The organism is Streptomyces sp. NPDC001406, from assembly GCF_042895285.1.
In the GTDB taxonomy this organism is placed as follows: Bacteria; Actinomycetota; Actinomycetes; order Streptomycetales; family Streptomycetaceae; genus Streptomyces.
In genome coordinates, this window is record NZ_JBIAWG010000020.1 from 36,208 (window position 1) to 61,164 (window position 24,957).

The window sequence follows — 24,957 nt, forward strand, 5'->3', positions numbered from 1 at the left end:
CGGACGGAAAACATCGGAAGAAGGGCGGCCGCACATGGACCGGCACGCGAAGATCTATGTCGCCGGCCACACCGGGATGGTGGGCGCGGCGATCGTACGGCACCTGAGAGCCGGCGGGCATGAGAACCTGCTCCTCGCCACGCGCGGCGAGCTCGACCTCACCGATCAACGTGCCGTGCGGGCCTTCATGTTGAGTGAGCGGCCCCGGTACGTCATCGACAGCGCGGCCCGGGTCGGCGGCATCCAGGCGAACATCAACCATCCGGCCGAGTTCCTGTACGAGAACCTCCAGATCCAGAACAACCTGATCTGGGCGGCCAAGGATGCGGCCGTGGAGACGTTCCTCTTCCTCGGCAGCTCCTGCATCTACCCCCGTATGTGCGCGCAGCCCATGCGGGAGGAGTACCTCATGGAGGGAAAGCCGGAACCCACCAACGAGGCCTACGCCTACGCGAAGATCGCCGGAATGAAGCTGTGCGAGTACATCCACGCCCAGTACGGCATGAACTTCATCTCCTGCATGCCGTCGAACATCTACGGCCAGAACGACAACTTCGATCCCGAGACCTCCCATGTGATCCCCTCGCTCCTGCACCGGGTCCACCAGGCCAAGGCGACGGGCCTGCCCGAGGTCGTGATCTGGGGGACCGGGGCGACGCGACGCGAGTTCTTGTACGTGGACGACCTGGCCGACGCCGTCGTCTGGCTCCTGGGCAGCTATACGCAGCGCCAGTTCCTGAACGTGGGAACGGGCGAGGACGTCTCGATCCGCGAGTTGGCCGAACTCGTCCGCGACGTGGTCGGCTACGAGGGATCGCTGCGCTTCGACGCCACCAAGCCCGAAGGCATGCCGAGGAAACTGCTGGACGTCAGCCGGCTGCACGCGGCCGGGTGGCGCCACCGCACCGGGCTCGCCGAAGGGCTCGGACGCACCTACGACTGGTACCTGGACCGGTATGCGGGCTCGGCGTTGCGGGAGCGCCGTACCGTCACTGCCGACCGGTGACCGTGCGTCGCCCTGCCGAGGTGACAAGGGCCAGCGCCCAACCGCCCACGAAGGCGATGTCCTGCAGACCCCGCATGCAGGAGACGGGGCGGGCCGTGACCGTACCCGACAGGACCCGGCACAGGCCGCGCGCGCCCTTGCCCGCTCTGCGGACGGCGCGACGGGGCACCGAGAGGTCTTCGATCGCGGCCTCGACGACGACCGCGGTACGTCCCGCGCGATAGGCACGGCGCACCACACCGGTCGGCGTCAGCCTTTCCGGGTCGGGGGTTTCCCACACCATGGCGGCACGGGTGAAGAACAGCCGCGCCCCTTGCCGGACAAGCTCGTTGAAGAACACCGCGTCCTCGCCGCCGGTCTCGTCGAAGGCGGAGTCGAAGCGCAGTTGCGTACGGTGGACCACCGACATGCGCACAAGTGTGTTGCCGGACTGGCCGAATCCCTGCAGGGGGCCGTCCTGCTGCGTCCGCACCTCGCGGATCAGCCGTCCCTCGTCCAGCCAACGCGGCGCCCCGGGCGGCAGACGTACCGCTACGGGGCCGATGACGACATCGGCGTCGTCGGCCTCGGCAGTGGCGACGAGGGCGTGCAGCCAGCCGGGGACCGGCTGCTCGTCGTCGTCGATGAACACCAGCGCGGCGTAGGTGTGGGCGGCCTCCAACGCCGCGTTGCGGACCTGGGCGAACCCCTTCCTCGCCACCCGCAGGCACTCGATGCCGCAGGCGTCGGCAGCCGCACGAGCGGATGCCGAGCCGGTTGCCGAGTTGTCCAGGAGCACCACCGAGACCGTATGTGTGCCGTCGCTCTCCACAGCGCGGGCCTGTTGGACAAGCTCACGGAGCAGGGGGCGCACCGATCGGGCCCCTGTCGTCGGTACGGCGACGAGAATGCTCTTCAGCGTGCTGGGCATCAAAGTGGCTGCCTGTCAGAGCGGAAAAGACGGGTGCTGCGCGGGAGATGCCGCCGAGCTTAGTGACACCGCCGCGGGCAGCTGTGGTCCGTCGTGCCGGACCCGTGGAATGTCACCCAACGAGCCTAGGAACGCCTTGTGGTGGGGGGCTCGGTGGGTGACCCGGTCGGGGCGCCGCCCGGCCCGCGCGAGCGGATCGTGCGCTGGCTGCACGCCATGGTCGGCGAAGTCATCGACCGGCGTGGGCGCCGGGCACGGAACGTTCACCGACCACCTCCTGGCCGCCGGGGCCGAGGTCGAGGTGACGGAGATGAGCGCGCCGAGCGCGCAGGCGCTGCGCCACAAGTTCCGCAACAACCCCAGGGTGTCCGTGGTCCACGACCCGGACGGCGGCGCGGCCCCGAGCGCCCTTCGCCGGCATCCGGTCGTCAAATGAGCCCGAGGGCACGCATGTTCGTCAGTGCCGCCCTTACGCGTGTGCTCAGGTCTCCGACCTCTTGAAGTCGGCTGAGCGCCCTGTCGGCGACGGGCTGGAACCTGTCCGGTGAGGCGAGGATGTCCAGTACCTGGCGGGCGGGGTCGTCCCAGTCGACCTCGATCACCGGGTTGAACCCCATGAGCTCCACCAGCTCCGCCGGCGCGTGCCCGAGCAGGAGGCAGCCTGAAGCCATGCTCTCCAGGTAGCGCTGTGTCATCGTCTCCACCCGGCCGGAGCGCTGGGGGTGGGTCAGCGAGGAGGGGAAGCAGACGGAGATCATCGCGTTCGACAGTCCGCGCCGCAAGGCGTGTTCGTCCGGGTACACCAGCCGGCCCGGTTCCGGCTCGTACAGGTGGGGAAGCGGTGAGTGCCTCTGGACGGGCCGCGTGATGGCGTCGTGCCATGTTCGGTGGCGTCGGCCGAGCTCCAGGACACCGACTGTTCTGTCGGCAAGGCGCAATCCGGCGTCGTGCCGGGAGATGCGCGTTGCCTCCGGGAGGTGGATCACCGTGGAGTCGGGCAGGGACTCCTCGAGGGCACGTGCCGCTTGTTGGGCGGTGACGAAGACGACCGGGGGACGCAGCGGCCGTAGCCCTGCTACCCACAGCTCCCATCCGGGTTCAAACACGTCCCAGCAGTAGGGCACGACGCTGCCGGCGAGGGCGGCCTCGTAGAGCTGGTCGAATCGGGCTCCCATCATGGGGACCACGATCGCTCCCCGGCCGCTGCGAGGAAGGGAAATGCGGGCCTTGGCCAGAGCTTTGCCGAACAGCGGGGGTTTTGTGATCGGTTGCGCAACGGCGCCTTGTCTGATGAATTCCTCGATGAGATCCCGCACCGCATAGTGCCTGGGATGTTTTTCTGACCGGGGGACCGCAACCCGAAGCCGCTTCGAAGAACGGTGACGAGAGTCGATGGCGGTGGCCACTCGTGGGCTCCTCACTACGAAGCGGACCGGGTGTGTACCGTACCCGAGTTTCAATTTTCGCGCCCGGCTGCGAATGTACCTCGACTATCACAGGCACTGTCGTAGCATGCTCAGGCACTTCACTTCGAAGGGAAGTCCGCGCGTGGAGCTTGGCATTCACCGTTCAGTAAAGCGGTTCGTGTCGTGACCGGTGAGAGAACCCCACGCGGAGGTGTCAAGGAAGTAGCCGTCCAACCGTCCTTGCCCGCGAAACCCGCACCCCGTCCCGCGCAGTCGTCACCGCACCCGAGTGACGTCCCCGGCGCCCGAGGTGCCGGCCTGGGCCTCCATCTGCGGTCCGCAGGGCGGGCATTGGGCGTCAAGGCGGTGAGTCTTCCCGTCACGGCCATGACGACGCTGGTCGGGACACGGGCCGTGGTGGACACGGTGGGCCCGGCCGGTTTCGCTTTCGTCGCGCTCGTCACCACCCTTCCCATGCTGTTGCCCCTCAATGACCTCGGTACCGGCGCAGCCATCGTGGACGCGATGGGAAAAAGACGCGGCGCCGAAGACGCCGCGTTGCGCAGCACCGTCATCACCAGCGCGCGGGTACTGACCTGCATGGGAATTGTGAGTTCCCTCGTGGGTGTCGTTCCGGCCTGTATGGGCGCCTGGGGAACCCTGCTCAATTCCGCGGCACAGCAGTCGGTCGAGTTCGCCGTTGCCGTCGCCTTCATCCTGTTCGGATGCAGCCTGCCGCTGAATCTGGGGAACTCGCTTCTCATTGCGCTGAATCGCTCCCATACCTCGCTGCTTTTTCAAATGCTGGGCAGTCTGCTCACGTTGGGGTTCATTCTGCTGGCGCAAGCGGTCCACGCACCGCCTGTTGCGTTCATCGCGGCGACTCTCGCCACGCAGTGCCTCATCGGCGGCGTCTCTTTGCTGTGGGCGGGACGGATCCTCACGCTGCCGCTGCTGGGCTGGATCCTGGGCAGTCTCAACCCGCGGCATGCCGCCAGGCGTATCTGGCACCTCGCCGGCCCCATGGCCGTCGTCAACGTCGCGCTGGCGGTGGCCTTCGCCACCGACCGGGTGGTCCTCGTCCATGTCGCCGACCCGTCGGCGGTCGCCGCGTACTCGGCCGGCGCGCGACTGTTCGCTCCCACACTCGCCCTGGCCAGCGCGACCGGCCTGCCTCTGTGGACCGTCTTCGCCCGGCATCGTGGTACGAGCGGTGGACCCGCCCCCCGGGACATCGCCCGGCTGACGGTGTACTTCGCCATGGGGGGTGCCCTGCTGGGCACCGGCCTGGTCCTCTTCGGCCCCGCGTTCGCCTCATGGATGCTGCACGGTCGGGTCGAGGTGGAAACCGGTCTCATGGCCGCGTTCGCGGTCCTGCTGCTGGTCCAGTCCGCGGCGTACCCGACCAGCATGTGGCTGACCGACGCCCAAGGGCTGAAGTTCCAGGCCAAGACATCCGTCGTCATGGCCGCGGTGAACCTTGCCCTGTCGATTCTCCTGGCGCGGCACCTCGGCGCCGCCGGGCCGGTCATCGCATCGGCCACCGCGGTTCTGACGTGCCTCTTCCTCCCCAACTTCAGGCGGTCCATGTCCCATGGCTGACACTCAGACGGCACCGGCTGCACCAGCGGCACCAGCGGCACCAGCGGCACCGGCGGCACCGGCAAAGGCTTTGCTCGCACCTGCGGTCGACCGGCCGCGTACCCCGGGCGGCGCCCTGCCGGCGGCGGTACTGGGTCTGGGGTGCGCCTGGAGCCCGTTCTCGCAGACCGGCCTGACGCTCGGCCATGCGCTCACCCTGCTGATCGCGCCCGTGTGCCTCGCCGCCGTGTGGCGGGTGAACGCGGCGCGGTGGTACATCGGCCTGCTGTGCCTGTGGCTGCTGGCCGCCGCCGTAGCCGAATTCGCTGCCGGCGACTCGCTTCACCAGATGCTGCTGGCCCTGTCGCGTCCCGTCGCCGTGTTGTTGAGCTTCTGCGGTGCGATGTGGGTGCTGCAGCACAAACCCGCCGTCGTCCGCGTCTATGTCGTGACGTTCACCATCGGGCTCCTGGCGAACATCGCCCTGTTCCTGCACCGCCATCCCAGCACGGACCCGTGGAAGTACGGCTATGGGCCCCTCGTCGGTCTGGCGGTCATCCTCATCTCGTTCCGCCTGGTCAGCCGGGGAAAGCACACAACCGCCTGTGTCCTCATCCTCTCGCTCGCCCTGGTCAACATCCTCCAGGGATTTCGCTCGGAGTTCCTGGTCGTCAGCCTGGCGGGAGCGATGGCGATGCTGGTCGGACGTCGTGTCCGCACGCCCGACAGGAAGAGGATCGTCCTGGTCGCGGCAGCCCTGGTGTGTCTGTTCACCGTAGTGGGGGCCGCCTACGGGCACCTCGCTTCCAGCGGGAGGCTGGGGGTGGAGCAGCAGATGCGATGGGAGCGGCAGAGCGGTGGGGACGGCGGCGTTCTGGTGGGCGCGCGGCCGGAGATCGCGGCGTCGTACGTGATCGTGAAGGACTCACCGCTGATCGGCCAGGGCTTCAAGCCCGCCGTTGGCTACCGCACCCGCAGCGCGTTCATGGAGAAACTGCGGGCCAAGGACGGCGACTTCAACCAGCTGCGGGAGAACTTCTACTTCGGCAACGGCCTGTATCTGCACTCGGTCCTCTTCCAGCTCTGGGCGGAGACGGGCGCCGGAGTCCTCCCCGGGATCGTGTTCCCCCTGGCCGTGGTCTTCCTCGCGCTGAGCCTCGCCGTCAAACGGGGCGCCAAACCGTACGCCCTGCTGTTCACGTTCCTGTGTGCGCAACTCGGCTGGGACATCCTGTTCTCGCCCTGGCCCAGGCTCGAAGGACTGTATCTCGGTACCGCCGCGGCAGCCGCCGTGCTCTACCGCCATGCGTGGTCGCAGTCGGCTGCTGTGGTGTCCCGTCAACCTCGATGAACCAGAAAGGCTTTCCCATGCAGGTCGGCATGGTGGTGCCCACACTCGGTGATCGTCCCGAGCTCCTCGCGGAATGTCTGCGGTCGCTGCTGGCCCAGACCTGCTCCGCAGTGCGCCTCGTCGTGGTGTCGACTCCCGCCGCGGTGGAGGAGGTGACGCGATGCGTACCCGCGGACGTGCCCGTACTCGCACAGGACGGGTCCGGCATCGTCGATGCCGTGATGACCGGCTGGCGGCACTTCGGCGACAGCGTCGACGTACTGGGGTGGCTCGGCGACGACGACCGCCTGCCCTCCGGGTCGGTCGCCGTGGCGCTGCGTACTCTCGAACGCCACCCCGAAGCAGCCATGGCCTACGGCCAGGTCCGCTACATCGACATCGACGGAAAAGCCATCAGGTGGGTACGGCCGGGACGGGTGGGCTCGTGGTGGTTGTATCTGGGCCACAACATGGTGCTTCAGCCCGGCTGCCTGTACCGGCGCTCCGCCGTGGAGGCCATCGGAGGACTGGACCACAGCCTTTCGCTGGCGTTCGACGTCGATCTGCATCGCAGGCTGGCCCAGCAGGGATCACTGCAGTATGTCGCCACGGTCCTCGGTGAAGCCCGATCGCACCCGGGTTCACTGACGGTCCAAAGACGAGCGGAGTCCTGCCGGGAAATGGACCTCGCTCTCAGCCGTCAGATGCCGGCCTGGCTGCGCCGGTCGAGGGGGCTGTGGCGGCCGACGGCCGCCTTCTTGGTCCGCGTCACGGCCAAAGTCGTCAGCCAACCGCTCACTACGTCGTGACGGGCGCTCCAAGCGTGCCTGCCGCGTTGCCGTTCCCAGCATGGACAGGAGTACTGCCGGGCACGAACCCGTAGCGGATCAGGTCTGCGCTGCGCCTGCTGAGAGCTGCCTTCGACTGGAGGAAGTCCACCAACCAGACCGGGAGCTCGCTGCCCACATCCATGGGCACCCCGCGGGTGAACGCTGCGCTGCCGCTTTCTTCCTCTTCTTTCCCGCCATCGGCGCTGGTCGGTCCCATCTGCCGTTCCGGCATTTGGGGCCGGAGGCTAAGAAGATCGCCATATTCCAACATATATGGTCGATACCATAGATAGGGCGCGTCGGACAGAAAAGCTGCCAGCATGGAGAACGTTGACACCGAGCAGACCAGCAGATCGGCGGACGTCATGATCGAGAGGTCCTCGAACATGCTCCGCGAACGAGCGGCGCAGAGGCTCCACTTCGGGAACGTACGGGCGGCCAGTTCGGGTTCGTCGCTCACGATGTCGATGTGAAGCATGTCCCCGAAACGTCGCTGCAGAGTGTTGAGCACGTCTTGGTACCAGTGCCAGGGGATTCGACGGTTACAGGCGCCGATCCGCGGTCCGACGGCATCGGGAGCGAAGTCACCCAGCCGGATGTGGACAGCGACGCGGAGTTGGCGGGCGCAGGAATCAGGACTCCAGGCACAGTCCTGTTCAGGAAGGTGCCCCAACAGTTCATTCCGGAGATAGTTGCGAGCCCGCTCGATGCCGAGATGACCTCCTGCCATTCCTTTGTGAAGCAGGATGAGCGAGCGCCGCTGAGACCATTTGTACTCGCTGTCGAGCACACGCACGGCGGTTCCGTAATCGGTTTCCCCAGTGGACTGGATCATCTCGTCGGTGACCGTCATGACCGGCATGGCCGCCCGTAGGACCATATAGCCAACCCAGTCCAGGCGAGATGTGTCGAAGTCCCGCCAGTAGCCCCTGGAGTTGAGACCCCAAGCAGGCCGGAAGTACCGGAAGCCCAGCTCGCGACTTGCGAGATATGCTTTCGCCCAAGGGAAGATCTCGTTCCCCAGACCCCCGCCTCTCCAACCCATGCGCTCCGGCATGCAAATTCGGAGTGATGGGGGAAGCAGCTGCGTCATCGGCGCTCCTATCGGACGTGGGAACGGCTCACTCTAGCCCGCGACATGGGTCCTTCCGCTTGGCACCACACGTGTCTTGGTCCATTCGACTGACTCCGTCGAGAACACGCGGGAACGCCGGTGCTGGACGCGGGAGTGGATTTCCTCCAGTGTCCTCAATGCCCCTGACGCGTACCAGAAGGGGCAGCCTTGCCTCTCGAGTCCCTTCGCCAGCTCTACCAGCGAGGAGTGTTCGTGCCGGAGAAGACGGCGCTCATTACCGGTATCACGGGCCAGGACGGTTCCTACCTCGCCGAATTGCTCCTGGCCAAGGGCTACACAGTGCATGGTATTGTCCGCCGGGCCTCGAAGATCAACACCAGTCGAATCAACCACCTCGACCGCGATCTGCACGATCCGGAGATGCGGCTTTTCCTGCATTACGGAGATCTCACCGACGGCAGCAGGATCGCCTGTCTGCTGGAGCGCGTGCAGCCGGACGAGGTCTACAACCTGGCGGCCCAGTCGCATGCAAGGGTGCCGTTCCGTGAGGCGTACGGCTTGTACACCGTCAACGGCATCCTCTTCAACCACGAGTCACCGCGTCACGGACCGACGTTCGTCACCCGCAAGGTGGCCGTGGCGGCGGCCCGGATCAAGGCCGGCCTGCAGGACACCCTTTACCTCGGTAACCTCGACGCGCGCCGTGACTGGGGCTACGCCGCGGAGTATGTCGAGGCCATGTGGCTGATGCTGCAGCAGGAAGAGCCGCGCGACCACGTGCGCTTCGACGAGAGATGTCCGCGCCCGTCCGAGGTGGACGACCTCGTGGGTGCCGCGTCCGAGGCCGCCCGGATCATGGACCGGCAACCGACCGTGCGCACACCCGAGTTGGCCGGTCTCGTGATCGATGCGGAACTCGAGGCGCTCCTGGGGAAGGGCGGGCCCACGGAGCCCGCCGTGCCCTCTCCCGCCCGCAGGTTCGAGACGGCGTGCCGTCCCACGGAAGAGGTGTGATGTGCATCAGCGGAGAATCACCATTGTGCAGCCGTATGTTGCGCACTACCGCGTGCCGTTCTTCCGTCGCCTCGCGGCAGATCTCCACAGGCAACTGGGAGCGGAGCTGGTTGTCGCACACAGTGCACCACCTCCGGAGGCGGCTGAGGGCCGCGATCGGGGAAGCGCCGAGTTGGGATGCGCCGTTCGATTGGTCCAGCACTCCTGGCGGATCGGCGGGTTTCCGGTCCGTGTGAAACGGCTCGGAGATCTTCCCCGTCGGTCGGACGCGGTGATCGTGCCGCAGGATCTCCACAACCTGGAGACGTTCCCCTTGGTGGCCAGAGCGATGTGGCGGGAGGCACGGGGCAGATCTGGCCCTGCCCTGGGAATGTGGGGCCACGGCCGGACTTACGACAAGCATGCAGGCCCTCTGCTACGGGCAGTGAAGCGTACCCTGACCCGGCAGGCGAACTGGTTCTTCGCCTATACGGCGGGTGGCGCCGACCACGTGGCTGCGCAGGGATTTCCGCGCGACCGCATCACCGTGGTACAGAATTCCACGGACACCACGGCCCTGGCAGAGGCCCGCAAGCAGGTCACGGATGAGCAGGTTGCCGAGTTCTCCTCCCGGCATGGGTTGGTACCCGGGCGTACCGGACTCTACCTCGGGCGCCTTCATACCACCAAGCGGCTTCCATTTCTCTTGGAAGCGGTTACTCACATCGTCAAGCGGATGCCCGAGTTCAAGCTTCTCGTTGCGGGTGACGGCGCTTGCCGGTCATTGATCGAGGCCTCGGCCGAGCGCGGAGAGGGAGTGGTGTACGTGGGACCCGTCCACGACGAGCGGCGCGCGCTGCTGGGGGCCGCATCACAGCTCATGCTCATGCCTGGGCTGGTTGGACTCTGCGCGGTTGATTCGTTCGCACTGCGCACCCCTTTGGTGACGACCGCCTGGCCTTATCACAGCCCGGAATTCGAGTACTTGGAGCATGGTCGCAACTCCATGACGGTTGAGGGTGGTCCGGAGGAGTATGCGAAAGTGGTGGTCCACACCCTGTCCAACCCCAGGCTGATGGCTCGCCTCAAGGATGCCTGCGCGTCGGATACCGACAGATACACAGTGGAAGCAATGAGCGCCCGATTCACCGAAGGTGTGGCGGGGTTGTTGGAGACGCGCCCTCCCATCATTTCAGGCGGCTGACTGCGAGGCGCGGCAAATCCTGCATTCCATTCCTTGTCTCGTCGGCCTGGTGGTCAGATCGTCAGTGACGGCGGGCAGGGCCGTCAGCCGGTGCCCGCGGGTGGTGAACGCCTTCGCCCAAGGCCAGGTCCGCTCGATCCCCAGCCAGCGGCGGCGGGCGTGGTCGGCGAGTCGGGCGGGCAGGTGGTAGAGGCGGAAACGCATGGTGTCCGGCACGGCCTCCGACAGGTTCGCCGCCCCCAGCACGATCGCGACCGCCAGGCGAACCAGCACTGCTGCACGGTCCCGCCGACCGGCCACCGAGGCAATCCGGCGGGACTTGTGGCGAGCCCGGTACTCGGTAACGGTCCCGCCGGGTTCGGGAGGCGGTGCGGGGAAACCCACCAGCAGCAATGCCGGCAGTGCGCGTCAACGTCCTCTGGGCCCTCCTACGCGACGAACGGCGCTTCGAACTCGCACCACTGGCCGCTCTCGCCGCTTGACAGACGCATGCGGCCAGTGCTGGGAGGATCTGGAGGTCCTACACCGGCAAAGGGCGCGAGGTGTTCACCTGGGACCCCTCAATGCGTCGCAGCTCAGGTAGTCCCTGCACCTCGGATCTGACGCTTGGGGCCACTAGGATCACGCAGCCGCGTCGGGCGCCACTTTCCTTGCCCGAAGGGCAGTTCGGCCAAAATGCCTCATAGCGTCCGATGGCCTTACTGCCCAGATAATCCATCGACAGCTCGTCATCGCCGTATGTGTCAAACCCGTAGCCGCTATCGTCGGGAACCTTGAAGTCGTCGATGACAATGATCGAGTCCGCCCACCGGCTGGTGATCATATCGACCTCGTCTCGCAGAGGAAGATCCGCTTCCCAGTGAGCGTCGAGGTAGAAGAGAGCACGCGAGGCAGGGAAATCGTTGGAATCTCTTAGTGATCTCAGCGCAGCTCGAGAATCACCCGACAGAACCCGAATCTCTGGAATGGTGCGGAATCGCCTCTTCGCGCAGTACGCCCAGCCACGATTTTTCTCGACGGTCCAGATCGGGCGACCGGACAGAGTCCAGAGAAAATGCGTTGAAGCTCCACCGTAGGTACCGGATTCGAAGATGGCTTCAGGATCAAACGCGCGGATCAGGGAACGGAACAACCTTTGACGGAAGCGCTGCCCATTGAGGGCGGAGGGATACCGTCCATAAATCCAGGGCTTCGCTGTAACAATAAGCCCCTGTGCCGATCGCCGAAGTAGATTGGGCATGCCTTGAGGAGGCCCGCTAATCGGGTCGCCACTCATGCTTGCCGGAGGCTGCAACATTTGGCTACTCCCATCGACGCGGCATTTACTTGAGGCTATTGCCTATCCACACCTGCCAAGTGCTGAATTCAGTGTGTCGACACGTTACTTCACCCATCTGACGCAACGTCAGCCTCGATTCTTCAGCGGTCGCGATTGCATGACCGTGCCATCGGTTCGCGCTGTGCCGCTGCGGCTCCCGGACGTCGCTGCCGGCCATTGGAGGACCAGCCGAGCTCCTGATCCTCGCCGTCTCCGCCGGGATCGACTCCGCCCCCGCGAACACGACCGGGACCCCGAAGCACGGCTGTGGGGCCGTATCGCCATGGTCGGCGAAGAGTCCGGTGGGCAGCCTGCTGGTGTGCGGCGGCTACGGCCGTCCGACCGCCATGCAGGTGAAGCCGAGCTCGCTCATCCGGCTCGGGTCCAGCAGGTTGCGGCCGTCGAAAAGGACCGGTTGCCGCATCCGCTCAACCGCCCGTGCCCAGTCCGCTTGCTTCAGCTCAGACCACTGCGTGACCACGACCGCCGCGTCCGCCGTCCATCGTCTCCTCCGGACTTGCGCATCGGGTCGCCGACGACCATGGCTCGCCGGCCGCCGGGCGGGCCGGCGGGTCCCAGCACCGCACGCTCGCGCCCTCAGTCGGCAGTCGCGACGCGAGCACCGTGGACGGTGCCTCGCACATGTCGTCCGTGCCCGGTGAACGCCATTCCCAGCAGGGCGATGTCCCGCCGGCCGGCGTGCCAAGTGGGGGCGGCGTACGCCGACGGAGTGTCGGTGTACGCCGCCCTCGGGTGGACGGTCTGCGGGAGGTGGCCCGCGCTGTCATGACGGCTATTTCGGGTCGTCGTCGAACTTCGAGGTCGACCAGAAGTAGCCGAGCACCGCGAGGCCCAGGCACCAGGCGACCGCGAGCCATCCGTTGTTGCCGATCCCGGTGCCGAGCAGCAGACCGCGCAGGGTCTCGATGGCGGGCGTGAACGGCTGGTACTCGGCGATCGGCTGGAACCAGCCCGGCATCGAGTGCAGGGGGACGAAGGCGCTGGAGAGGAGCGGCAGCAGGATCAGGGGCATGGCGTTGTTGCTTGCGGCCTCGGCGTTCGGGCTGACCAGGCCCATGCCGACCGCGATCCAGGTGAGCGCCGTGGCGAACAGCACGAGCAGTCCGAAGGCCGCGAGCCACTCCAGGACGGTGGCATCGGTGGAGCGGAAGCCGATGGCCACGGCGACGGCGCCGACGAGGACCACGCTCATGACCGACTGCAGCACACTGCCGACGACGTGCCCGACGAGCACCGAACCGCGGTGGATCGCCATCGTGCGGAAGCGGGCGATGATGCCCTCGGTCATGTCGTTGGAGACGGAGACCGCGGTCCCGATCGTGGTACTGCCGATGGTCATCAGCAGGAGTCCCGGGACGATGTAGGCGATGTACTCGGAGCGGTCCGGACCGCCGCCGCCGATGCCCGCGCTCATGGTGTCGCCGAAGATGTAGACGAAGAGCAGCAACAGCATGATCGGGGTGAGCAGCAGGTTCAGTGTGAGGGACGGATAGCGCCGGGCGTGCAGGAGGTTGCGGCGCAGCATCGTGGACGAATCGCGTACGGCGAGAGAGATCCGGGTCGGGCGGGCGGGAGCCAGGGGGGAGCTCATCGGACAGCCTCCTTGGGCTGGTTGGGGATGCCGCCGCCGGTCAGGGCGAAGAAGACGTCGTCGAGGTCGGGGGTGTGCACGGTCAGCTCGTCGGCCTCGACACCGGCCGAGTCCAGTCGGTCGAGTACGGTGCGCAGCTCGCGCTGGCTGCCGTCGCTCGGGATCCGCAGCGTGAGGGACTCGTCGTCCCGGGAGGCCGCGCGCAGTGCTCCGGTGGCGCTCTGGTAGGCGGCCGGGTCGGTGAAGCGGAGCCGGACGTGTCCGCCGGGGACGATCCGCTTCAGTTCTTCGGCGGTGCCTTCGGCGGCGATCCTGCCGTCGTTGAGCACGGCGATGTGGTCGGCGAGTTCGTCGGCCTCCTCCAGGTACTGGGTGGTGAGGAAGACGGTGACGCCGCCCGTGACGAGCTCGCGGATGATCTGCCACATGTTGTGCCGCGAGCGCGGGTCGAGGCCGGTGGTCGGCTCGTCGAGGAAAATGATCCGCGGGGTGCCGACCAGGGTCATGGCGATGTCGAGGCGGCGCTTCATACCGCCGGAGTAGGTGGCGGCGGGTTTCTTCGCGGCCTCGGTGAGGTCGAAGCGCTCCAGCAGCTCGGCGGTGACCCGCCGCCCCTCGCGCTTGGACAGGTGGTGCAGGTCCGCCATGAGGAGCATGTTCTCCTCGCCGGTGATCAGCCCGTCGACGGCGGAGAACTGCCCGGTGACACCGATCGCGGCCCGCACGGCCTGCGGGTCGGCGGCGAGGTCGTGACCGCCGACGCGGATCTGCCCACTGGCGGGGTCGGGGGAGATGAGGGTGGAGAGGATCTTCACGGCGGTGGTCTTGCCGGCGCCGTTCGGACCGAGCAGAGAAAAGACCGTTCCTTCCGGGACGGCCAGGTCGACGCCGTCGAGCACGACCTTGTCGCCGTAGGACTTGCGCAACCCGTTCGCCGCGATGGCCAGGTCGGTCATGAGTAGTGCCCCCTCTTACTGACTACGGATTCAGAGACTGCGGGCGGTGATGTCGCCGTGGGAGGTGGTGGCGCGGATGTCGAGTTCGGCGCTGCCGTCGTTCTTGAGGGCGTTGCTGATGCGGCCGTGGCCGGTGCCGGCGTCCAGGGCGGCCGAGACGCCGGCGGCGGCGCCGACCGAGATGCTGCCGGACTGGGTGCGGAGCACGACCGTGCCGCGCACGGCCTCGGCGATCCGGATGTCGCCCCGTGCGGTGCTGATCTCCGCGGGCCCGCCCAGCCGCCCGACCTCGACGTCGCCGTCGATCGCGGTGAGGCGGACGCTCGCGGCCTCGTCGATCTTGACCTGGCGGTACGCGCCTTCGAAGACGACGTCGCCGAGGCGCCCGACGCCGCGCAGCTCGGCGCAGGCGGCCTTGCCCTCGATGCGGGAGCCGGCGGGCAGCTGAATGGTCACCTCGACGGATCCGGAGTTGCCGAGGACCCGGTTCTTCGCAGCCGGCGCCTCGACCCGCAGGACGCCGTCGCCGTATGCGACCTCGATCTGCTCGGCCGCCTTCACGTCGCGGCTCTTGGAGGCATCCACGGGCAGGACCTCGACCGTGGTGTCGGCCCGGTCGGCGGCGATGAACCGGATGCGTCCCGCGGGGATGCCGAGGACGGCGGAGACCGGGGCGGGGGTGTCGTACTTCTGCATCGTGCGCTCCTTCGGCTCTTCGTTTCTGATGACAGAAACGCTACGTTGCATTCAAAGATCAGGCAACAGATTCGTTGCGCATATCTGCAAACTATGCAGGTCAAAGCCGAGAAAGTGTTGCAATGGCATTGAATCTAATGCAACAACACGCACCACGCACGTTGCAATGAATGAGAAGTGAACGCTATAGTGGAGACGCCACGGACGACCGAAGGAGGCCGCGATGCCGGGAGGCAGACTCACCCAGCAGGAGCGCCAGCAGATCGCGCTGGGACTGGCCGACGGCCTCGCCTACGCGGAGATCGCCAGACGCCTCGACCGCCCGACCTCGACCGTCACACGCGAGGTCATGCGCAACGGCGGCCCCACCGCCTACCGTGCCGACCTCGCCCACCGTGCCACCGAACGCCGCGCCCACCGCCGCAGGCAGACCACGCCCCGGGACTCGAACACCCCCGCGCAGGCCCATGGACGCGACGCCGACGCCGTGCGCGAGTACGAGGAGGCGTTCACCACCCTCCTCATGCAACAGGGCCTGCCCAAAATGATGTCCCGGGTGCTGACCTGCCTCTACACCACCGACGACGGCAGTCTCACCGCGTCCGAACTCGTCCAACGCCTCCAGGTCAGCCCGGCGTCCATCTCCAAAGCGATCACGTTCCTCGAAAGCCAGGGCCTCATCCGCCGGGAACGCGACGAACGCCGCCGCGAGCGCTACCTCGTCGACAACGACGTCTTCTACCAGTCGATGATCGCCGCCGCCCGCTCCAACGCCCAACTCGCCGAGACCGCACGGCAGGGCGTCGGCGTCCTCGGCCCCGGCACCCCGGCCGCCGTCCGCCTCGAAAACATCGCCCGCTTCGTCGACTTCGTCTCCGAGAGCCTCGCCCGAGCCGCGGAACAGGCCCGCGACGTCCTCTACACGAAACCCGAAACGACCTCGGACAGCACTGCCTGAGCCGGCCAGGGCTGGGAAACTGGACTCACACCCGGGGGACCTGGGCGACCCGGCGGGTTACGCCCGAGTCATGGACCAGGAACTGGCGGACATCGAATACGGGGGCGGCCCCTACAGCCACCCGCACGGCCACGCATGGACGTCGAAGGTGACCGTGCGGAAGGACGACGTGTGCAGAGCCGCCACGGACATCGGTCTTCTGTCGCGGCCGGCAGGGACGCGGATCGAGGGGATGGACCCGAAAGACCTCACCCGCACCGGAGTACAGAAGGCCCTCGACCCCACCGGAACGCTCCGTAGCTTCACCGTCAAGGGCGTGACGCGAGGAGACGGCAGGGTGACGGTCGCCGTCCTGCTCTCCAGCAACGACGGAACGGTCGGCCAGTGCTACCGCATCACCCGGCCCGCCACCGTCTTTGGCACAGGCCAGCCGCCTGTCACCTCGGCTCCCGCACCCTCCTGCTGAGTTACCGACGGCACGTCAGTGATCGTGGGGCTCCTCGAAGCCTTGGAAGTCCGCACTCCTGAAGTGGCCGGTGCCCGGCCCGGATCCCTAGCGTGACGCAGAGCGTCGTACACGTCGCCGCCCGGAGTCGGAGTCAGAGGAGTATCCCCATGGACCACGCGCACGGAGGCCACAGCATGGGAGGGATGGGAGGCATGGGAAGCACCGTTTCCTCCCTGGACACCTTGGGTGCTGTCCTCTTCATCGGATGGGCCGTCGCAATGTGGGCGGCCGTCGTCGTGCTCGCCCTCGGCAACCGGGGACAGGTCCGGCCGTGGCTGTACAAGACCGCGGTCGCCCTGATCGGGCTCGGTGTAATCGGGCAGATCGGTCACTTCCAGGAGCACGTGGCCCAGGTCGGCTACTGGGTGGCGCACCCGTACTCGCCGGCCTGGATGACTCCCTGGGCGAACGGTCTGTCACGTGGCATGGGGCAGGTCGACGCGAGCAAGCCCATGCTCGGTATGGAGATCCTCCATCTCACGGGCAACTTCATCTTCCTGGCGGGACTCGTCGGCATCGCACAGATCACCCGCCGGGCCGCCGGAGAGCTCAAGTCCCGCAAGTGGGCCAAGATGGGCGTGTGGATGCAGACCATCCACGGACTGGAGCACGTGGTGCTGACCCTGTCCGTCGCGCTTGGTGCCAGCCGTGCCATCGGGCTGTCCACCTGGTTCGGACTGATCGAACCGGGCCCTGCGCTCGTGACGTACCGGGTGTGGTGGCACTTCGTCGCCAATCTCATCGGCACGGCCATCCTCGCCGTCGCGGTCTACCACCTGTGGAAGGAGCGGCGCGCGGTCAAGGCCGGGTACGAGGCTCCTCTGGCCGAGGTGACCGAGGTGACCGAGGTGACCGAGGTGACCGAGGTGACCGAGGTGGTCGGGGTGGGTGACGTGACTGTGGTGGCCGCGGTGGCCGATGCGGGCAAGCCCGCGGCCGCTGTCGGGGCACGTCCCCTGTGGTGGTGCATCTGATCGTTCGCCGGTGCTGGGCAAGCTGGTGGTGTCGCCCGGACAGAGGTCACGCTCTTCTCCCGGTGTTCGTCGCGGCAGGCGGTGCGGGGGTCGGTGCGCCACCGCGTCTCGCATCCGACGCGATGCGGCACCGCCAGCACAGACCGTGCGGGGAGGGATGGCCGCAGGTGCCGTTGCTTTCCGAGCAGGGGCCGTCGCCGACTCGGAGGGCGGGAGCGGGGCCGGGGCCGGGGCGGCAGTCACGGCAGAGACCGGAGTGCCCCGGGCGGTGAGGGCGCTCACAGCTCGGGCAGCAGGTGACGGTGCGGGGCGCGGGGGGCGCGGGGGGCGAGGCAGGGGCCACGGCGCGGGGGACGCTCGGTCTGTCGGTCCCCTCGGCCGCTTCCCCGCCGGGCAGCGGCGCACCACCGCGGCGGGCCGCCGCACGCTGCGCGACCACCTCCCGGCAGACGGGGCAGCGTGCGCCGGTGGAGCAGAGCACGCCCGTTTCGCAGTCCGGATTCGCACAGCCCCAGCGGGGCAGTGCCACGCCCAGCAGCCAACGGCCCACGTCCCGGATGTCGGCGAGGACGGTTTGCGCGAGGCGTTGTCTGAGCCTGTCCCGCAGACGCGCGACGGTCATGCCGTCGCCGAGCTGCCGGGCGATCTCCTGGCCGATTCTGCGCTGCACGTAGGTGTTCACGTCGGCGAGCAGGAACCGGACCGGCTCCAGCACCACATGGAGCCTGCCGCTGAACGTCAGTGGGGGTCCGCTGTAGGGCGGCTCCTTGCGGACGGGGGCGGGGGCCGGGGCGGGTCTCTTCTCATCCGCGCGCAGCGCGAGCCCATCCGGTGTCCGATCCGGGCCCGGCTTTTCGCGCGGGGCTCCAACGCGCTTGTCCACCGGTACCTCGCCTACGGCGGATGAGACAAGCGCAGCGTCGATCTCCAGTCGGTCAATACTGAGGTCTTCCCTATACGCGAGCGAACGCGCATCAACGTCGTGACCCGATGGGTCATCAAGTACGGGAGTCGCACAGGTCGGTTGGTCGTTGACGACGAACTCGTGGCGCCCCTGGAAACCGGCTCGCCGCAGCACGCCGATCCAGCCCGAGGCGACCAGTTCATCGACGATGCGGCTTGCCGCCTCGGTGCTGATCGCCTCACCGGCCCGGGGGCCGGAATGATGACGCAGAAAGTCGGCGAGGTCGCGCTCGGCCAAGGGAATCTTCTGCACGACGGCGTGGGCGATGACCGCGTAGGCGCGCAGCAGACGGGGCCGCAGATGTTCACTCGCGGCGACGGGCAGCCAGATGAACGGCTCGGTGCGCTGCATGGGGCGGACCCGGCGGCATGCGGTGGTTCCCCGGCCGCCCGGCAAGGACCTGCGCGTGCTGAGGGGGAGTTCGACGACACCGTCGGGGGCCGGAGCACGCAGCTGCGCCAGGCCCCGTTGAACGGTCGATGCCGAGAAGCCGAGGTATCGGGCGAGAGTTGCGACGCCGGCGGTGCAGCCCTCCCGCCGCTGGGCGAGAGCCTTCACCTTCATGTAGACGCTGAGCGCCGCATCCGAGTAGTGGGGCGACTCGACGAGTCGCATCGGCACCTTCACCTGTCCACGCGGCATACGAACGGCGCTGCAGTACGCGGTTTCAGCCGAAGATTGGCTGGATCTCGAAGGTGAGGAGTCGGTACTTAAGTGGCTTACCGCCACATAAATCTGGTGGGGGGGCTGGAGAATCGTGGAGCTCTGGTTCATCATGGAGTGGTCTCTCTGGGGATTCATCATGGAGAGGTCTCTGTGGAGAGACATGAGCCGTCGTTCGACGGCTGAGCGGTTCTGGCTGGACCGTGCACTGCGCGTTTCTTGGGCTGGCACCCAGAAACGGGCCCGCGCCCGTCGAGTTGCTACCTCGGCGGGCGGAAATGAGAAGACCGTGAACCCCAGTGCTGGCGCACTGGGGGCCGGTCGGCGACTGACCCGTGGCAGGGCACGAGTCGCTCACGCAGGTTCTACACTTTCCTCCCCCCGTATGAGGTCACCGTATCCCGCGGGGGAGTGATGCCCCTCCGTAGCCAAGAACGTCATTCCTCAGAGTGAAGCGGCGTCAGCCAGCTCCGCAGTCGCGTTGAAGGCGAAGGAACCTTTCTGTCTGGCGTTGACCCGAATTGTGCGCCGTGCGCCGGACGACGGGGACATCGCGGGTATGGACTCCGCCTCGATCCAGCACGGTTCGTCGAACTCGACGTAGCGGTTGAACGAGACGTCCAGCGACACGGGCAGTGCCGCCCCGGCCTGCGCGGGATCCATGGCGTGGCCCGCCTGCCGGACGGCTTCGAGCAGGAGCATGCCCGGCACATGGTCGACGGGGTGGTCGAACAGCACGGGATGGCCTGTGTCGACGCGCAGTTGCCAGCGTCCGCTCTCCTCCGTCGGCGACAGGACGATGTCCTGCCGGCGCAGACGGCCGACGGCGGCCCGCGACACCGGCTCGATCGGCTCCGGAACGGCCGCGAAGATCTCCTCGACGTTGCGGCCCATCCGCAGGCGCCGGTAGACCGCGGGGGAGTGGTTGCTGAACCGGATGCTGGCCATGGCCAGCAGGGAGCCGGCGCGAATGGCCTCCAGGTGCATGACCATGGTGCGCGGTACGGTGCCGTGGTACTTGATGTCCGAGCAGGTCACGTGGAGTTCGATCTCGGCGGGCCTGGTTTCGATGCGCAACGCCTGCGGGTTGATCGCGTACTGAAGCCGCGACCAGCTGATCTGGTGCCCGAACGGCATGTCGTAGCCGACATGGGTGAGCAGCAGACCGCACTGCCGGACCGTCTCGCTCAGCAGAAGCGGGTCGTACAGGCCGTGCTCGGAGGTGTAGAAGCTGTGGCTGCGCGGCCACTGGGCGGTGACGGTGAACCTGTCGGCTCTCTCCTTGCGCCAGCCGGTCAGGAACACCTCCGACAGGGCCGCGCGATGCACGTACTCCCTCGCAACGGTCGTGGTCAGAGCAGGCTGGCTTGCCGCATTGGGCCGTTCCGTGGTTGTGAGCATGCCTATCCCCCTGGCGTGCGTATGTGGAGGCCCCTTCTCTGGTCGATTAAGGGGGCCGACCTGTAAAATAAGGGTGTTCGTTTTTTTTGTCGAGGGAGTCGCGAGTAATGGCCGAGCCGAAGCAAGAGAGGGCAGTACGGACGCGGGACACGATCCTGACTGCGGCCGCCGAGATCTTCGACGAGTACGGCTACAGCGGGGCGAGCATCAACAAGATCATGACCCGGGCCAACGTCACGCAGGGTGGGATGTACTTCCACTTCAAGTCGAAGCGTGAGCTGGCCCAGGCCGTTCTGACGCACCAGCAGGAGTTCGTGGACCCTCCGGCCGAAGGGTTCGGTCTGCAGGGGCTCGTCGACCTCACGTTTTTCACCGCGCACCAGTTGACCAGCAACGTGCTGTTCCGGGCGAGCGTCCGACTCGCCGTCGAACAGGGCGAGTTCGGGCAGCGGGACGACACGGCCTACCAGGAGTGGGTCGAGCAGTTGTACGTCCACCTGCGCGCCGCGCGCGAGCAGGGCGAGCTGCTACCCGAGGTCGATGAACGCGAGCTCGCCAACGTGCTGGTGGGCGCCTACACCGGGACGCAGATCTTCTCCAACGTCGCCAGCGGTCACGCGGACCTTCCGGAACGCCTGGTCTCGATGTGGCGGTACTTCCTGCCGGCCATCGCCACCCCGCACGGCCTGGCCCGGGTGGAGCTGCCCGCCGATGTCGCGAGACTCGCCGCATGAGACAGACCCGCGTCGTGCTGACCGGTGCCACCGGGTTCATCGGAGCGGCGGTGCTGCGACGACTGGCCCGGTTACGGGACGAGGCCGGCACGGCCGCGCCTCTTTCCGTCCATGCGGTGGGCAGACGGCTGCCCACGAGCACCGCGGTGCTGGTGGACGAGTGGACGCCGGCCGATCTCGGGGAGCCCGGCAGCCTGCGGGGCGTCTGCGAGGGGGCGGACGTGCTGCTGCACCTCGCGGCCTCGCAGAGCTCCGACGAACAGCACGGCACGGCGGTCAACGTCCACGGGACCGCCGCGCTGATGCGTGAGGCCTTACGGTCCGGGGTCGGGCGGATCATGCATCTGTCGACGGCGGCGGTCTACGGGCCGGGTCCGCACCGCGGGATAGGCGTGGACGAAGTCGCGCCCGCCCCCCTGTCCGTCCCCAGCCGCACCCGGCTGGCCGGTGAGAAGCACGCCCTGGCGGCCGGGGCGTGCGTCCTGCGGCCCGGCCTCGTGCTGGGACGGGGGGACCGGTGGGTCGTACCCGCTCTCGCCGAACTCGTCACCGCCGTACCGGCGTTGTGGGACGGGGGGCGCGCACGTGTCTCCATGGTCGCCGTGGAGGACCTCTCGCGCCTCATCGTGCACCTCGCGACGGAGTTCCCGCTGGCCGGGCCCCGGGTCTGGCACGCCAGCCATCCCGCCCCGGTGACCACCCGCGAACTGCTGGCGGCGCTGACCCGCCACCTCGGCCTGCCGGCGATCTCCGCCGAACTGGCCTGGGACGAGTGCCGGGCCCGGCTGCGCGCGTCGGCCTGCGAACTGAGCGAGCGTCAGTTCGCCCTGGTGGCCCGCGACCACTGGTACGACAGCCGGGAGATCTGGCGCGGCACGAACTGCGACCCCGGCCCCGGTCCGCTGACCGGGGTGGTGGAGGCCGTCCCGTGGTACCGCTCCCTACTGGCGCTCGGCCCCGGGCACCGCGGCTGACGGATCGAGGACGACCCGCTCGACGGTGGTGACGGGCAAGGGGGCGCCGGGTGCGTTCGCCCCCGTGTCGACCGCGACTCCCGCGATGGCCACGTGCCAGAGCCGCTTGAGCTGCGCCACCGCGCTCTCGAACGCCACGTCCGAGCCCATACGGCTGCGCAGATAGGCCTCCGCGCCGCTGGTCAGGTACTCGACCAGCGTCGTCACGTCCGCGGGCAGGGCAGCCGCATGAAGTTGACCTGTTTCGTGTGCCTCGTCCAGGAGGTCGCGCACCGTCGGCAGCCAGACCTCCGACCACGGGACGGCGTCCGGACGCTCGCGGCTGAGGCGGATGGCGGCACGGACGGACGGCTCCCGCTCCATCAACTGGGCGAGTATCAGCGTCAGATCGACCACCACGCGCAGCGCCGACCGGTTCTCGGCGAGGACGCCCTCCACTGCCTCCCGGGTCACCGACCGCCCCACCTGCTGGACCGCGTCGGCCAGTTCGCTCTTGGTCGAGAAGTGGAAGGTGACGGCGCCTATGGACATGCCGACCGACTTGCTGATGCGCGACAGTGACGTGCCTTCGTAGCCGGCACGGTCGAACTCCGACGCTGCCGCCTTGACCAGGGCCTCGCGCGTACGCATGGCCCTCTCCTGCTTCACCATGCTGTCTCCTGAAGAGGGCTGCCGGCCGCCGGTGTACGCCAGGGCGGACTCCCCGGGCATCGCACCGCCGTGCTGTCCGTAGCCAAGTCGAAGATCGCCTCAGACCACCACCTTTGCGTCATCTTCCTGCCACCGGCAACCCGGAGTTGCACAAGATGCGCTAGCCGGCGGCCGTGCCCGGGGCGAGGACTGCTTCGCAGGTGAGAGCCGCCGGCCGCGGTGCGAGCAGGGTGCTGCCACGGTGTTCGCGCGACGACCGTGTGACTGGGCCCGGCGAGGGCCGACTTGGCGAAGTGCATCCGGCAACTCTCCTTAGTCGCGAAAAAAAGAGGGCGTTCGCTATTATTTTAGCGTGGCCAGCAGTCGCCGGCCGATGACGGGGAGGAACTTGCCATGGTCACGCACGCTTTGATGGACTCACGGGCCTCGCTACCGGTGTTCGCGGAGAGTGTCTTCGAGTGCCTGCCGCGCAGCGACCAGCGCCGCTGGGCGCAGGCCTACGTGCAGGGGCTGCTCGTCACTCCGGGCAAGAAGTCGGTCCGCCGACTGGCCGCGGCCGTCTCCGGATCGCCCGCCGCCTCGCAGTCACTGCACCAGTTCGTCAGCGCCAGCCCCTGGGACTGGATGCCGGTCCGGGCCGAGCTCACCCGGTGGGTGGAGCCGCGCCTCGCCCCGCCGCGCGCCTGCGTGGTCAGCCCGGCGATGCTGCGCAAGCGCGGCGAGCACTCCTGCGGAGTGCACCGCCGCTTCCTGGCCTCCACCGGCCGTTCGGTGACCTGCCAGGTGGGCATAGGCATGTTCCTGTCCTCCTACGAACGGGCCGTGCCGGTCGACTGGCGCCTGCTGCTTCCCGGTTCCTGGGTGAAGGACCACGAGCGCCGCGTCCGGACCCGGATCCCGGCCGAGGTGGGCCCCCGCTCCGTCGAGCAGCACGCCCTCGACCTCGTCGACACGCTCGCCGGCAACAGCCGCACCACGCCCCTGCCGGTCGTCGTCGACCTGGAGGCCGCCGGCGGGACCCACGCGACCTCCCTGATCAACGGACTCGCCCTGCGCGGGCGGGACTTCGTGGTCGCCGTCCCGGACCGGCTCCAGGTCGCCGTGGGCCGGCGCCTGCGGATGCAGAACCCGAACGGCGAGGACGGGCAGGGCCTGGTGCTCGCGGCCCGCAGTCTGTTCGAGTTCGACGCGGGCACCCTCACCCGGATGGAGAGCGTGGCCCCGTGGGACGGGCGCGGCCGGCACACCACCGTCATGTCCGCCTTCGTACGGCTGCCCAGGAGGGGACAGGGCGGCGAGCGCATCGACCGCACGTACCGGCTCTTCGCCGTCCGTCCGGAGGGAGGACGGCGCCCCCTGCAGCTGTGGCTGACCAGCCTGACCCACGCCCGTATGGAGTCGGTGCTGGCTCTGACGCGGACGCTCGCACAGGCGGAACGGTCCGTGCGCGCGATGACGGACGGCTTCGGGCTGCTCGACTTCGAGGGGCGCTCCTACCCCGGCTGGCACCATCACATGACGCTGGTGTCCGCCGCGTATGCCTACAGCCGCTTCGACCAGCGCCCCACCGGTGGCGGAGAGCGCATGCTCATGGCGGCCTGAGCGCCCCGGCAAACCCGTGACGGCTTCGCCAAGTCGGGTACCTTCACACAACTCACCCCTGCCTAGAGTGATCGCATGCTGAGACACACGTACGAGGGACAGGACTGCAGCCTCGCCCGTTCCCTGGAGGTGATCGGCGAGCGCTGGACCCTGCTGATCATCCGCTCGGCCCTCCTCGGCACCACGCGCTTCGACGGGTTCCTGTCCCATCTGGACATCGCACGCAACGTGCTCTCCTCGCGGCTGAACAGGCTGGTCGAACACGGCATCATGGAACGCCTGCCCTACCAGGACAAGCCGGTGCGCCACGAGTACCGGCTCACCCCGTCGGGCCGGGACCTCACCCGGGCGGTCGTGGCCCTGATGCAGTGGGGGGACCGCAACCTGCCGCAGGAGCTGGGCCCGCCGCGCCGCGCCGACCACCTCGGCTGCGAGGGCAGCGTCCAGGTCGAGCTGCACTGCTCGCACTGCGGGCGTGCCGTGCACGACGAGGAGGTGGACGTCCGCCGCATCCGCTGACCGCGGCGCGCAGCGCACGGACGAAGATGCAGCCTAGCCGCCGGGTCGACCACCATGACAGCCCCGCCGCCGGTAAGGGAGCGGCGCTTACG

General features: G+C 67.9%; 26 protein-coding genes. 14 read left to right on the forward strand and 12 right to left on the reverse strand.

Features of this window, described 5'->3' with window-relative positions; all coding sequences use genetic code 11:
* The first annotated feature begins 34 nt into the window (after positions 1–34).
* Complete coding sequence (locus ACFY1J_RS37855) at positions 35–1,006, forward strand: GDP-L-fucose synthase family protein (RefSeq protein WP_390708436.1); 972 nt, start codon at positions 35–37, stop codon at positions 1,004–1,006.
* On the opposite strand, the gene ACFY1J_RS37860 is transcribed toward ACFY1J_RS37855, so the two are convergent.
* Entirely contained in the window at positions 990–1,916 is a 927-nt protein-coding gene (locus tag ACFY1J_RS37860; RefSeq protein ID WP_390708437.1) for a glycosyltransferase family 2 protein, read from the reverse strand. The genes ACFY1J_RS37855 and ACFY1J_RS37860 overlap by 17 nt on opposite strands.
* A gap of 241 nt (positions 1,917–2,157) precedes the next feature.
* Between ACFY1J_RS37860 and ACFY1J_RS37865 the strand changes: the two genes are divergently transcribed.
* Positions 2,158–2,352: a hypothetical protein gene (locus tag ACFY1J_RS37865; RefSeq protein ID WP_390708438.1), complete on the forward strand. Its 195-nt coding sequence runs from the start codon at positions 2,158–2,160 to the stop codon at positions 2,350–2,352.
* On the opposite strand, the gene ACFY1J_RS37870 is transcribed toward ACFY1J_RS37865, so the two are convergent.
* On the reverse strand, positions 2,345–3,094 hold the full coding sequence (locus ACFY1J_RS37870; RefSeq protein ID WP_390708439.1) for a hypothetical protein: 750 nt from the start codon (positions 3,092–3,094) through the stop codon (positions 2,345–2,347). The two genes, ACFY1J_RS37865 and ACFY1J_RS37870, sit on opposite strands and share 8 nt — an antisense overlap.
* Positions 3,095–3,709: 615 nt before the next feature.
* On the opposite strand from ACFY1J_RS37870, the gene ACFY1J_RS37875 reads away from it, so the two are divergent.
* The 3 genes from ACFY1J_RS37875 (at position 3,710) to ACFY1J_RS37885 (ending at position 7,042) form a co-directional block, all read left to right on the forward strand.
* Positions 3,710–4,924 carry a lipopolysaccharide biosynthesis protein gene (locus ACFY1J_RS37875; protein WP_390708440.1) on the forward strand — a complete coding sequence of 405 codons (1,215 nt, stop codon included), beginning with the start codon at positions 3,710–3,712 and terminating at the stop codon, positions 4,922–4,924.
* Between the two features lie 70 nt (positions 4,925–4,994).
* A complete protein-coding gene (locus ACFY1J_RS37880; protein WP_390708441.1) occupies positions 4,995–6,254 on the forward strand; it encodes a hypothetical protein in 1,260 nt (419 codons plus the stop codon).
* Positions 6,251–7,042, forward strand: a complete 792-nt coding sequence (locus ACFY1J_RS37885) for a glycosyltransferase (RefSeq protein ID WP_390732821.1) — start codon at positions 6,251–6,253, stop codon at positions 7,040–7,042. The genes ACFY1J_RS37880 and ACFY1J_RS37885 overlap by 4 nt, the downstream gene beginning before the upstream one ends.
* Here ACFY1J_RS37885 and ACFY1J_RS37890 read toward each other — a convergent pair.
* Positions 7,032–7,916, reverse strand: a complete 885-nt coding sequence (locus ACFY1J_RS37890) for a hypothetical protein (protein ID WP_390708443.1) — start codon at positions 7,914–7,916, stop codon at positions 7,032–7,034. The two genes, ACFY1J_RS37885 and ACFY1J_RS37890, sit on opposite strands and share 11 nt — an antisense overlap.
* A gap of 474 nt (positions 7,917–8,390) precedes the next feature.
* On the opposite strand from ACFY1J_RS37890, the gene ACFY1J_RS37895 reads away from it, so the two are divergent.
* Together ACFY1J_RS37895 and ACFY1J_RS37900 are read left to right on the forward strand one after the other, a co-directional pair.
* Entirely contained in the window at positions 8,391–9,152 is a 762-nt protein-coding gene (locus ACFY1J_RS37895; RefSeq protein ID WP_390732822.1) for a GDP-mannose 4,6-dehydratase, read from the forward strand.
* A gap of 424 nt (positions 9,153–9,576) precedes the next feature.
* Positions 9,577–10,335, forward strand: a complete 759-nt coding sequence (locus tag ACFY1J_RS37900) for a glycosyltransferase family 4 protein (RefSeq protein WP_390708445.1) — start codon at positions 9,577–9,579, stop codon at positions 10,333–10,335.
* On the opposite strand, the gene ACFY1J_RS37905 is transcribed toward ACFY1J_RS37900, so the two are convergent.
* The 6 genes from ACFY1J_RS37905 to ACFY1J_RS37930 all read right to left on the reverse strand — a co-directional run bounded on the left by ACFY1J_RS37905 (position 10,324) and on the right by ACFY1J_RS37930 (position 14,917).
* Positions 10,324–10,608: a hypothetical protein gene (locus ACFY1J_RS37905; protein WP_390708446.1), complete on the reverse strand. Its 285-nt coding sequence runs from the start codon at positions 10,606–10,608 to the stop codon at positions 10,324–10,326. The genes ACFY1J_RS37900 and ACFY1J_RS37905 overlap by 12 nt on opposite strands.
* A gap of 247 nt (positions 10,609–10,855) precedes the next feature.
* Positions 10,856–11,575: a hypothetical protein gene (locus ACFY1J_RS37910; protein ID WP_390732823.1), complete on the reverse strand. Its 720-nt coding sequence runs from the start codon at positions 11,573–11,575 to the stop codon at positions 10,856–10,858.
* A 406-nt stretch (positions 11,576–11,981) separates the two neighbouring features.
* Positions 11,982–12,134: a hypothetical protein gene (locus tag ACFY1J_RS37915; RefSeq protein WP_390708448.1), complete on the reverse strand. Its 153-nt coding sequence runs from the start codon at positions 12,132–12,134 to the stop codon at positions 11,982–11,984.
* A 312-nt stretch (positions 12,135–12,446) separates the two neighbouring features.
* A complete protein-coding gene (locus ACFY1J_RS37920) occupies positions 12,447–13,265 on the reverse strand; it encodes an ABC transporter permease (protein WP_390732824.1) in 819 nt (272 codons plus the stop codon).
* Complete coding sequence (locus tag ACFY1J_RS37925; RefSeq protein WP_390732825.1) at positions 13,262–14,221, reverse strand: ATP-binding cassette domain-containing protein; 960 nt, start codon at positions 14,219–14,221, stop codon at positions 13,262–13,264. The genes ACFY1J_RS37920 and ACFY1J_RS37925 overlap by 4 nt, the downstream gene beginning before the upstream one ends.
* A 30-nt stretch (positions 14,222–14,251) precedes the next feature.
* Complete coding sequence (locus tag ACFY1J_RS37930) at positions 14,252–14,917, reverse strand: DUF4097 family beta strand repeat-containing protein (RefSeq protein ID WP_390732826.1); 666 nt, start codon at positions 14,915–14,917, stop codon at positions 14,252–14,254.
* 223 nt (positions 14,918–15,140) lie between these two features.
* Here ACFY1J_RS37930 and ACFY1J_RS37935 point away from each other — a divergent pair, with 223 nt between their 5' ends.
* The 3 genes from ACFY1J_RS37935 (at position 15,141) to ACFY1J_RS37945 (ending at position 17,357) form a co-directional block, all read left to right on the forward strand.
* Entirely contained in the window at positions 15,141–15,875 is a 735-nt protein-coding gene (locus tag ACFY1J_RS37935) for a helix-turn-helix domain-containing protein (RefSeq protein ID WP_390708452.1), read from the forward strand.
* A 70-nt stretch (positions 15,876–15,945) separates the two neighbouring features.
* On the forward strand, positions 15,946–16,341 hold the full coding sequence (locus tag ACFY1J_RS37940) for a hypothetical protein (RefSeq protein ID WP_390708453.1): 396 nt from the start codon (positions 15,946–15,948) through the stop codon (positions 16,339–16,341).
* A 185-nt stretch (positions 16,342–16,526) separates the two neighbouring features.
* Positions 16,527–17,357 (forward strand): DUF6008 family protein, encoded by an 831-nt coding sequence (locus ACFY1J_RS37945; RefSeq protein WP_390732827.1) that lies wholly within the window; start codon positions 16,527–16,529, stop codon positions 17,355–17,357.
* A 46-nt stretch (positions 17,358–17,403) separates the two neighbouring features.
* Here the strand turns inward: ACFY1J_RS37945 and ACFY1J_RS37950 are convergent, their stop codons facing one another.
* On the reverse strand, positions 17,404–19,098 hold the full coding sequence (locus ACFY1J_RS37950) for a hypothetical protein (protein ID WP_390732828.1): 1,695 nt from the start codon (positions 19,096–19,098) through the stop codon (positions 17,404–17,406).
* Between the two features lie 330 nt (positions 19,099–19,428).
* On the reverse strand, positions 19,429–20,385 hold the full coding sequence (locus ACFY1J_RS37955) for a ScbA/BarX family gamma-butyrolactone biosynthesis protein (RefSeq protein WP_390708456.1): 957 nt from the start codon (positions 20,383–20,385) through the stop codon (positions 19,429–19,431).
* Between the two features lie 107 nt (positions 20,386–20,492).
* On the opposite strand from ACFY1J_RS37955, the gene ACFY1J_RS37960 reads away from it, so the two are divergent.
* Together ACFY1J_RS37960 and ACFY1J_RS37965 are read left to right on the forward strand one after the other, a co-directional pair.
* Positions 20,493–21,119: a ScbR family autoregulator-binding transcription factor gene (locus ACFY1J_RS37960; RefSeq protein WP_390708457.1), complete on the forward strand. Its 627-nt coding sequence runs from the start codon at positions 20,493–20,495 to the stop codon at positions 21,117–21,119.
* On the forward strand, positions 21,116–22,093 hold the full coding sequence (locus tag ACFY1J_RS37965) for an NAD-dependent epimerase/dehydratase family protein (protein WP_390708458.1): 978 nt from the start codon (positions 21,116–21,118) through the stop codon (positions 22,091–22,093). The genes ACFY1J_RS37960 and ACFY1J_RS37965 overlap by 4 nt, the downstream gene beginning before the upstream one ends.
* On the opposite strand, the gene ACFY1J_RS37970 is transcribed toward ACFY1J_RS37965, so the two are convergent.
* Positions 22,061–22,744 carry a TetR family transcriptional regulator gene (locus ACFY1J_RS37970; RefSeq protein WP_390708459.1) on the reverse strand — a complete coding sequence of 228 codons (684 nt, stop codon included), beginning with the start codon at positions 22,742–22,744 and terminating at the stop codon, positions 22,061–22,063. The two genes, ACFY1J_RS37965 and ACFY1J_RS37970, sit on opposite strands and share 33 nt — an antisense overlap.
* A 393-nt stretch (positions 22,745–23,137) precedes the next feature.
* Between ACFY1J_RS37970 and ACFY1J_RS37975 the strand changes: the two genes are divergently transcribed.
* Together ACFY1J_RS37975 and ACFY1J_RS37980 are read left to right on the forward strand one after the other, a co-directional pair.
* A complete protein-coding gene (locus ACFY1J_RS37975; RefSeq protein WP_390708460.1) occupies positions 23,138–24,346 on the forward strand; it encodes an IS701 family transposase in 1,209 nt (402 codons plus the stop codon).
* A gap of 75 nt (positions 24,347–24,421) precedes the next feature.
* Complete coding sequence (locus ACFY1J_RS37980) at positions 24,422–24,865, forward strand: winged helix-turn-helix transcriptional regulator (RefSeq protein WP_390708461.1); 444 nt, start codon at positions 24,422–24,424, stop codon at positions 24,863–24,865.
* The last annotated feature ends 92 nt before the right edge of the window (positions 24,866–24,957 follow it).

What these genes read in the sequence shown, in the direction of transcription:
- ACFY1J_RS37855 (WP_390708436.1), top strand. Translation starts at nt 35, where the DNA reads ATGGACCGGCACGCGAAGATCTATGTCGCCGGCCACACCGGGATGGTG.
- ACFY1J_RS37860 (WP_390708437.1), bottom strand. Translation starts at nt 1,916, where the DNA reads ATGCCCAGCACGCTGAAGAGCATTCTCGTCGCCGTACCGACGACAGGG.
- ACFY1J_RS37870 (WP_390708439.1), bottom strand. Translation starts at nt 3,094, where the DNA reads ATGATGGGAGCCCGATTCGACCAGCTCTACGAGGCCGCCCTCGCCGGC.
- ACFY1J_RS37875 (WP_390708440.1), top strand. Translation starts at nt 3,710, where the DNA reads ATGACGACGCTGGTCGGGACACGGGCCGTGGTGGACACGGTGGGCCCG.
- ACFY1J_RS37885 (WP_390732821.1), top strand. Translation starts at nt 6,251, where the DNA reads ATGAACCAGAAAGGCTTTCCCATGCAGGTCGGCATGGTGGTGCCCACA.
- ACFY1J_RS37890 (WP_390708443.1), bottom strand. Translation starts at nt 7,916, where the DNA reads ATGACGGTCACCGACGAGATGATCCAGTCCACTGGGGAAACCGATTAC.
- ACFY1J_RS37910 (WP_390732823.1), bottom strand. Translation starts at nt 11,575, where the DNA reads ATGCCCAATCTACTTCGGCGATCGGCACAGGGGCTTATTGTTACAGCG.
- ACFY1J_RS37920 (WP_390732824.1), bottom strand. Translation starts at nt 13,265, where the DNA reads ATGAGCTCCCCCCTGGCTCCCGCCCGCCCGACCCGGATCTCTCTCGCC.
- ACFY1J_RS37925 (WP_390732825.1), bottom strand. Translation starts at nt 14,221, where the DNA reads ATGACCGACCTGGCCATCGCGGCGAACGGGTTGCGCAAGTCCTACGGC.
- ACFY1J_RS37930 (WP_390732826.1), bottom strand. Translation starts at nt 14,917, where the DNA reads ATGCAGAAGTACGACACCCCCGCCCCGGTCTCCGCCGTCCTCGGCATC.
- ACFY1J_RS37935 (WP_390708452.1), top strand. Translation starts at nt 15,141, where the DNA reads ATGCCGGGAGGCAGACTCACCCAGCAGGAGCGCCAGCAGATCGCGCTG.
- ACFY1J_RS37940 (WP_390708453.1), top strand. Translation starts at nt 15,946, where the DNA reads ATGGACCAGGAACTGGCGGACATCGAATACGGGGGCGGCCCCTACAGC.
- ACFY1J_RS37945 (WP_390732827.1), top strand. Translation starts at nt 16,527, where the DNA reads ATGGGAGGCATGGGAAGCACCGTTTCCTCCCTGGACACCTTGGGTGCT.
- ACFY1J_RS37950 (WP_390732828.1), bottom strand. Translation starts at nt 19,098, where the DNA reads ATGATGAACCAGAGCTCCACGATTCTCCAGCCCCCCCACCAGATTTAT.
- ACFY1J_RS37955 (WP_390708456.1), bottom strand. Translation starts at nt 20,385, where the DNA reads ATGCTCACAACCACGGAACGGCCCAATGCGGCAAGCCAGCCTGCTCTG.
- ACFY1J_RS37960 (WP_390708457.1), top strand. Translation starts at nt 20,493, where the DNA reads ATGGCCGAGCCGAAGCAAGAGAGGGCAGTACGGACGCGGGACACGATC.
- ACFY1J_RS37965 (WP_390708458.1), top strand. Translation starts at nt 21,116, where the DNA reads ATGAGACAGACCCGCGTCGTGCTGACCGGTGCCACCGGGTTCATCGGA.
- ACFY1J_RS37970 (WP_390708459.1), bottom strand. Translation starts at nt 22,744, where the DNA reads ATGGTGAAGCAGGAGAGGGCCATGCGTACGCGCGAGGCCCTGGTCAAG.
- ACFY1J_RS37975 (WP_390708460.1), top strand. Translation starts at nt 23,138, where the DNA reads ATGGTCACGCACGCTTTGATGGACTCACGGGCCTCGCTACCGGTGTTC.
- ACFY1J_RS37980 (WP_390708461.1), top strand. Translation starts at nt 24,422, where the DNA reads ATGCTGAGACACACGTACGAGGGACAGGACTGCAGCCTCGCCCGTTCC.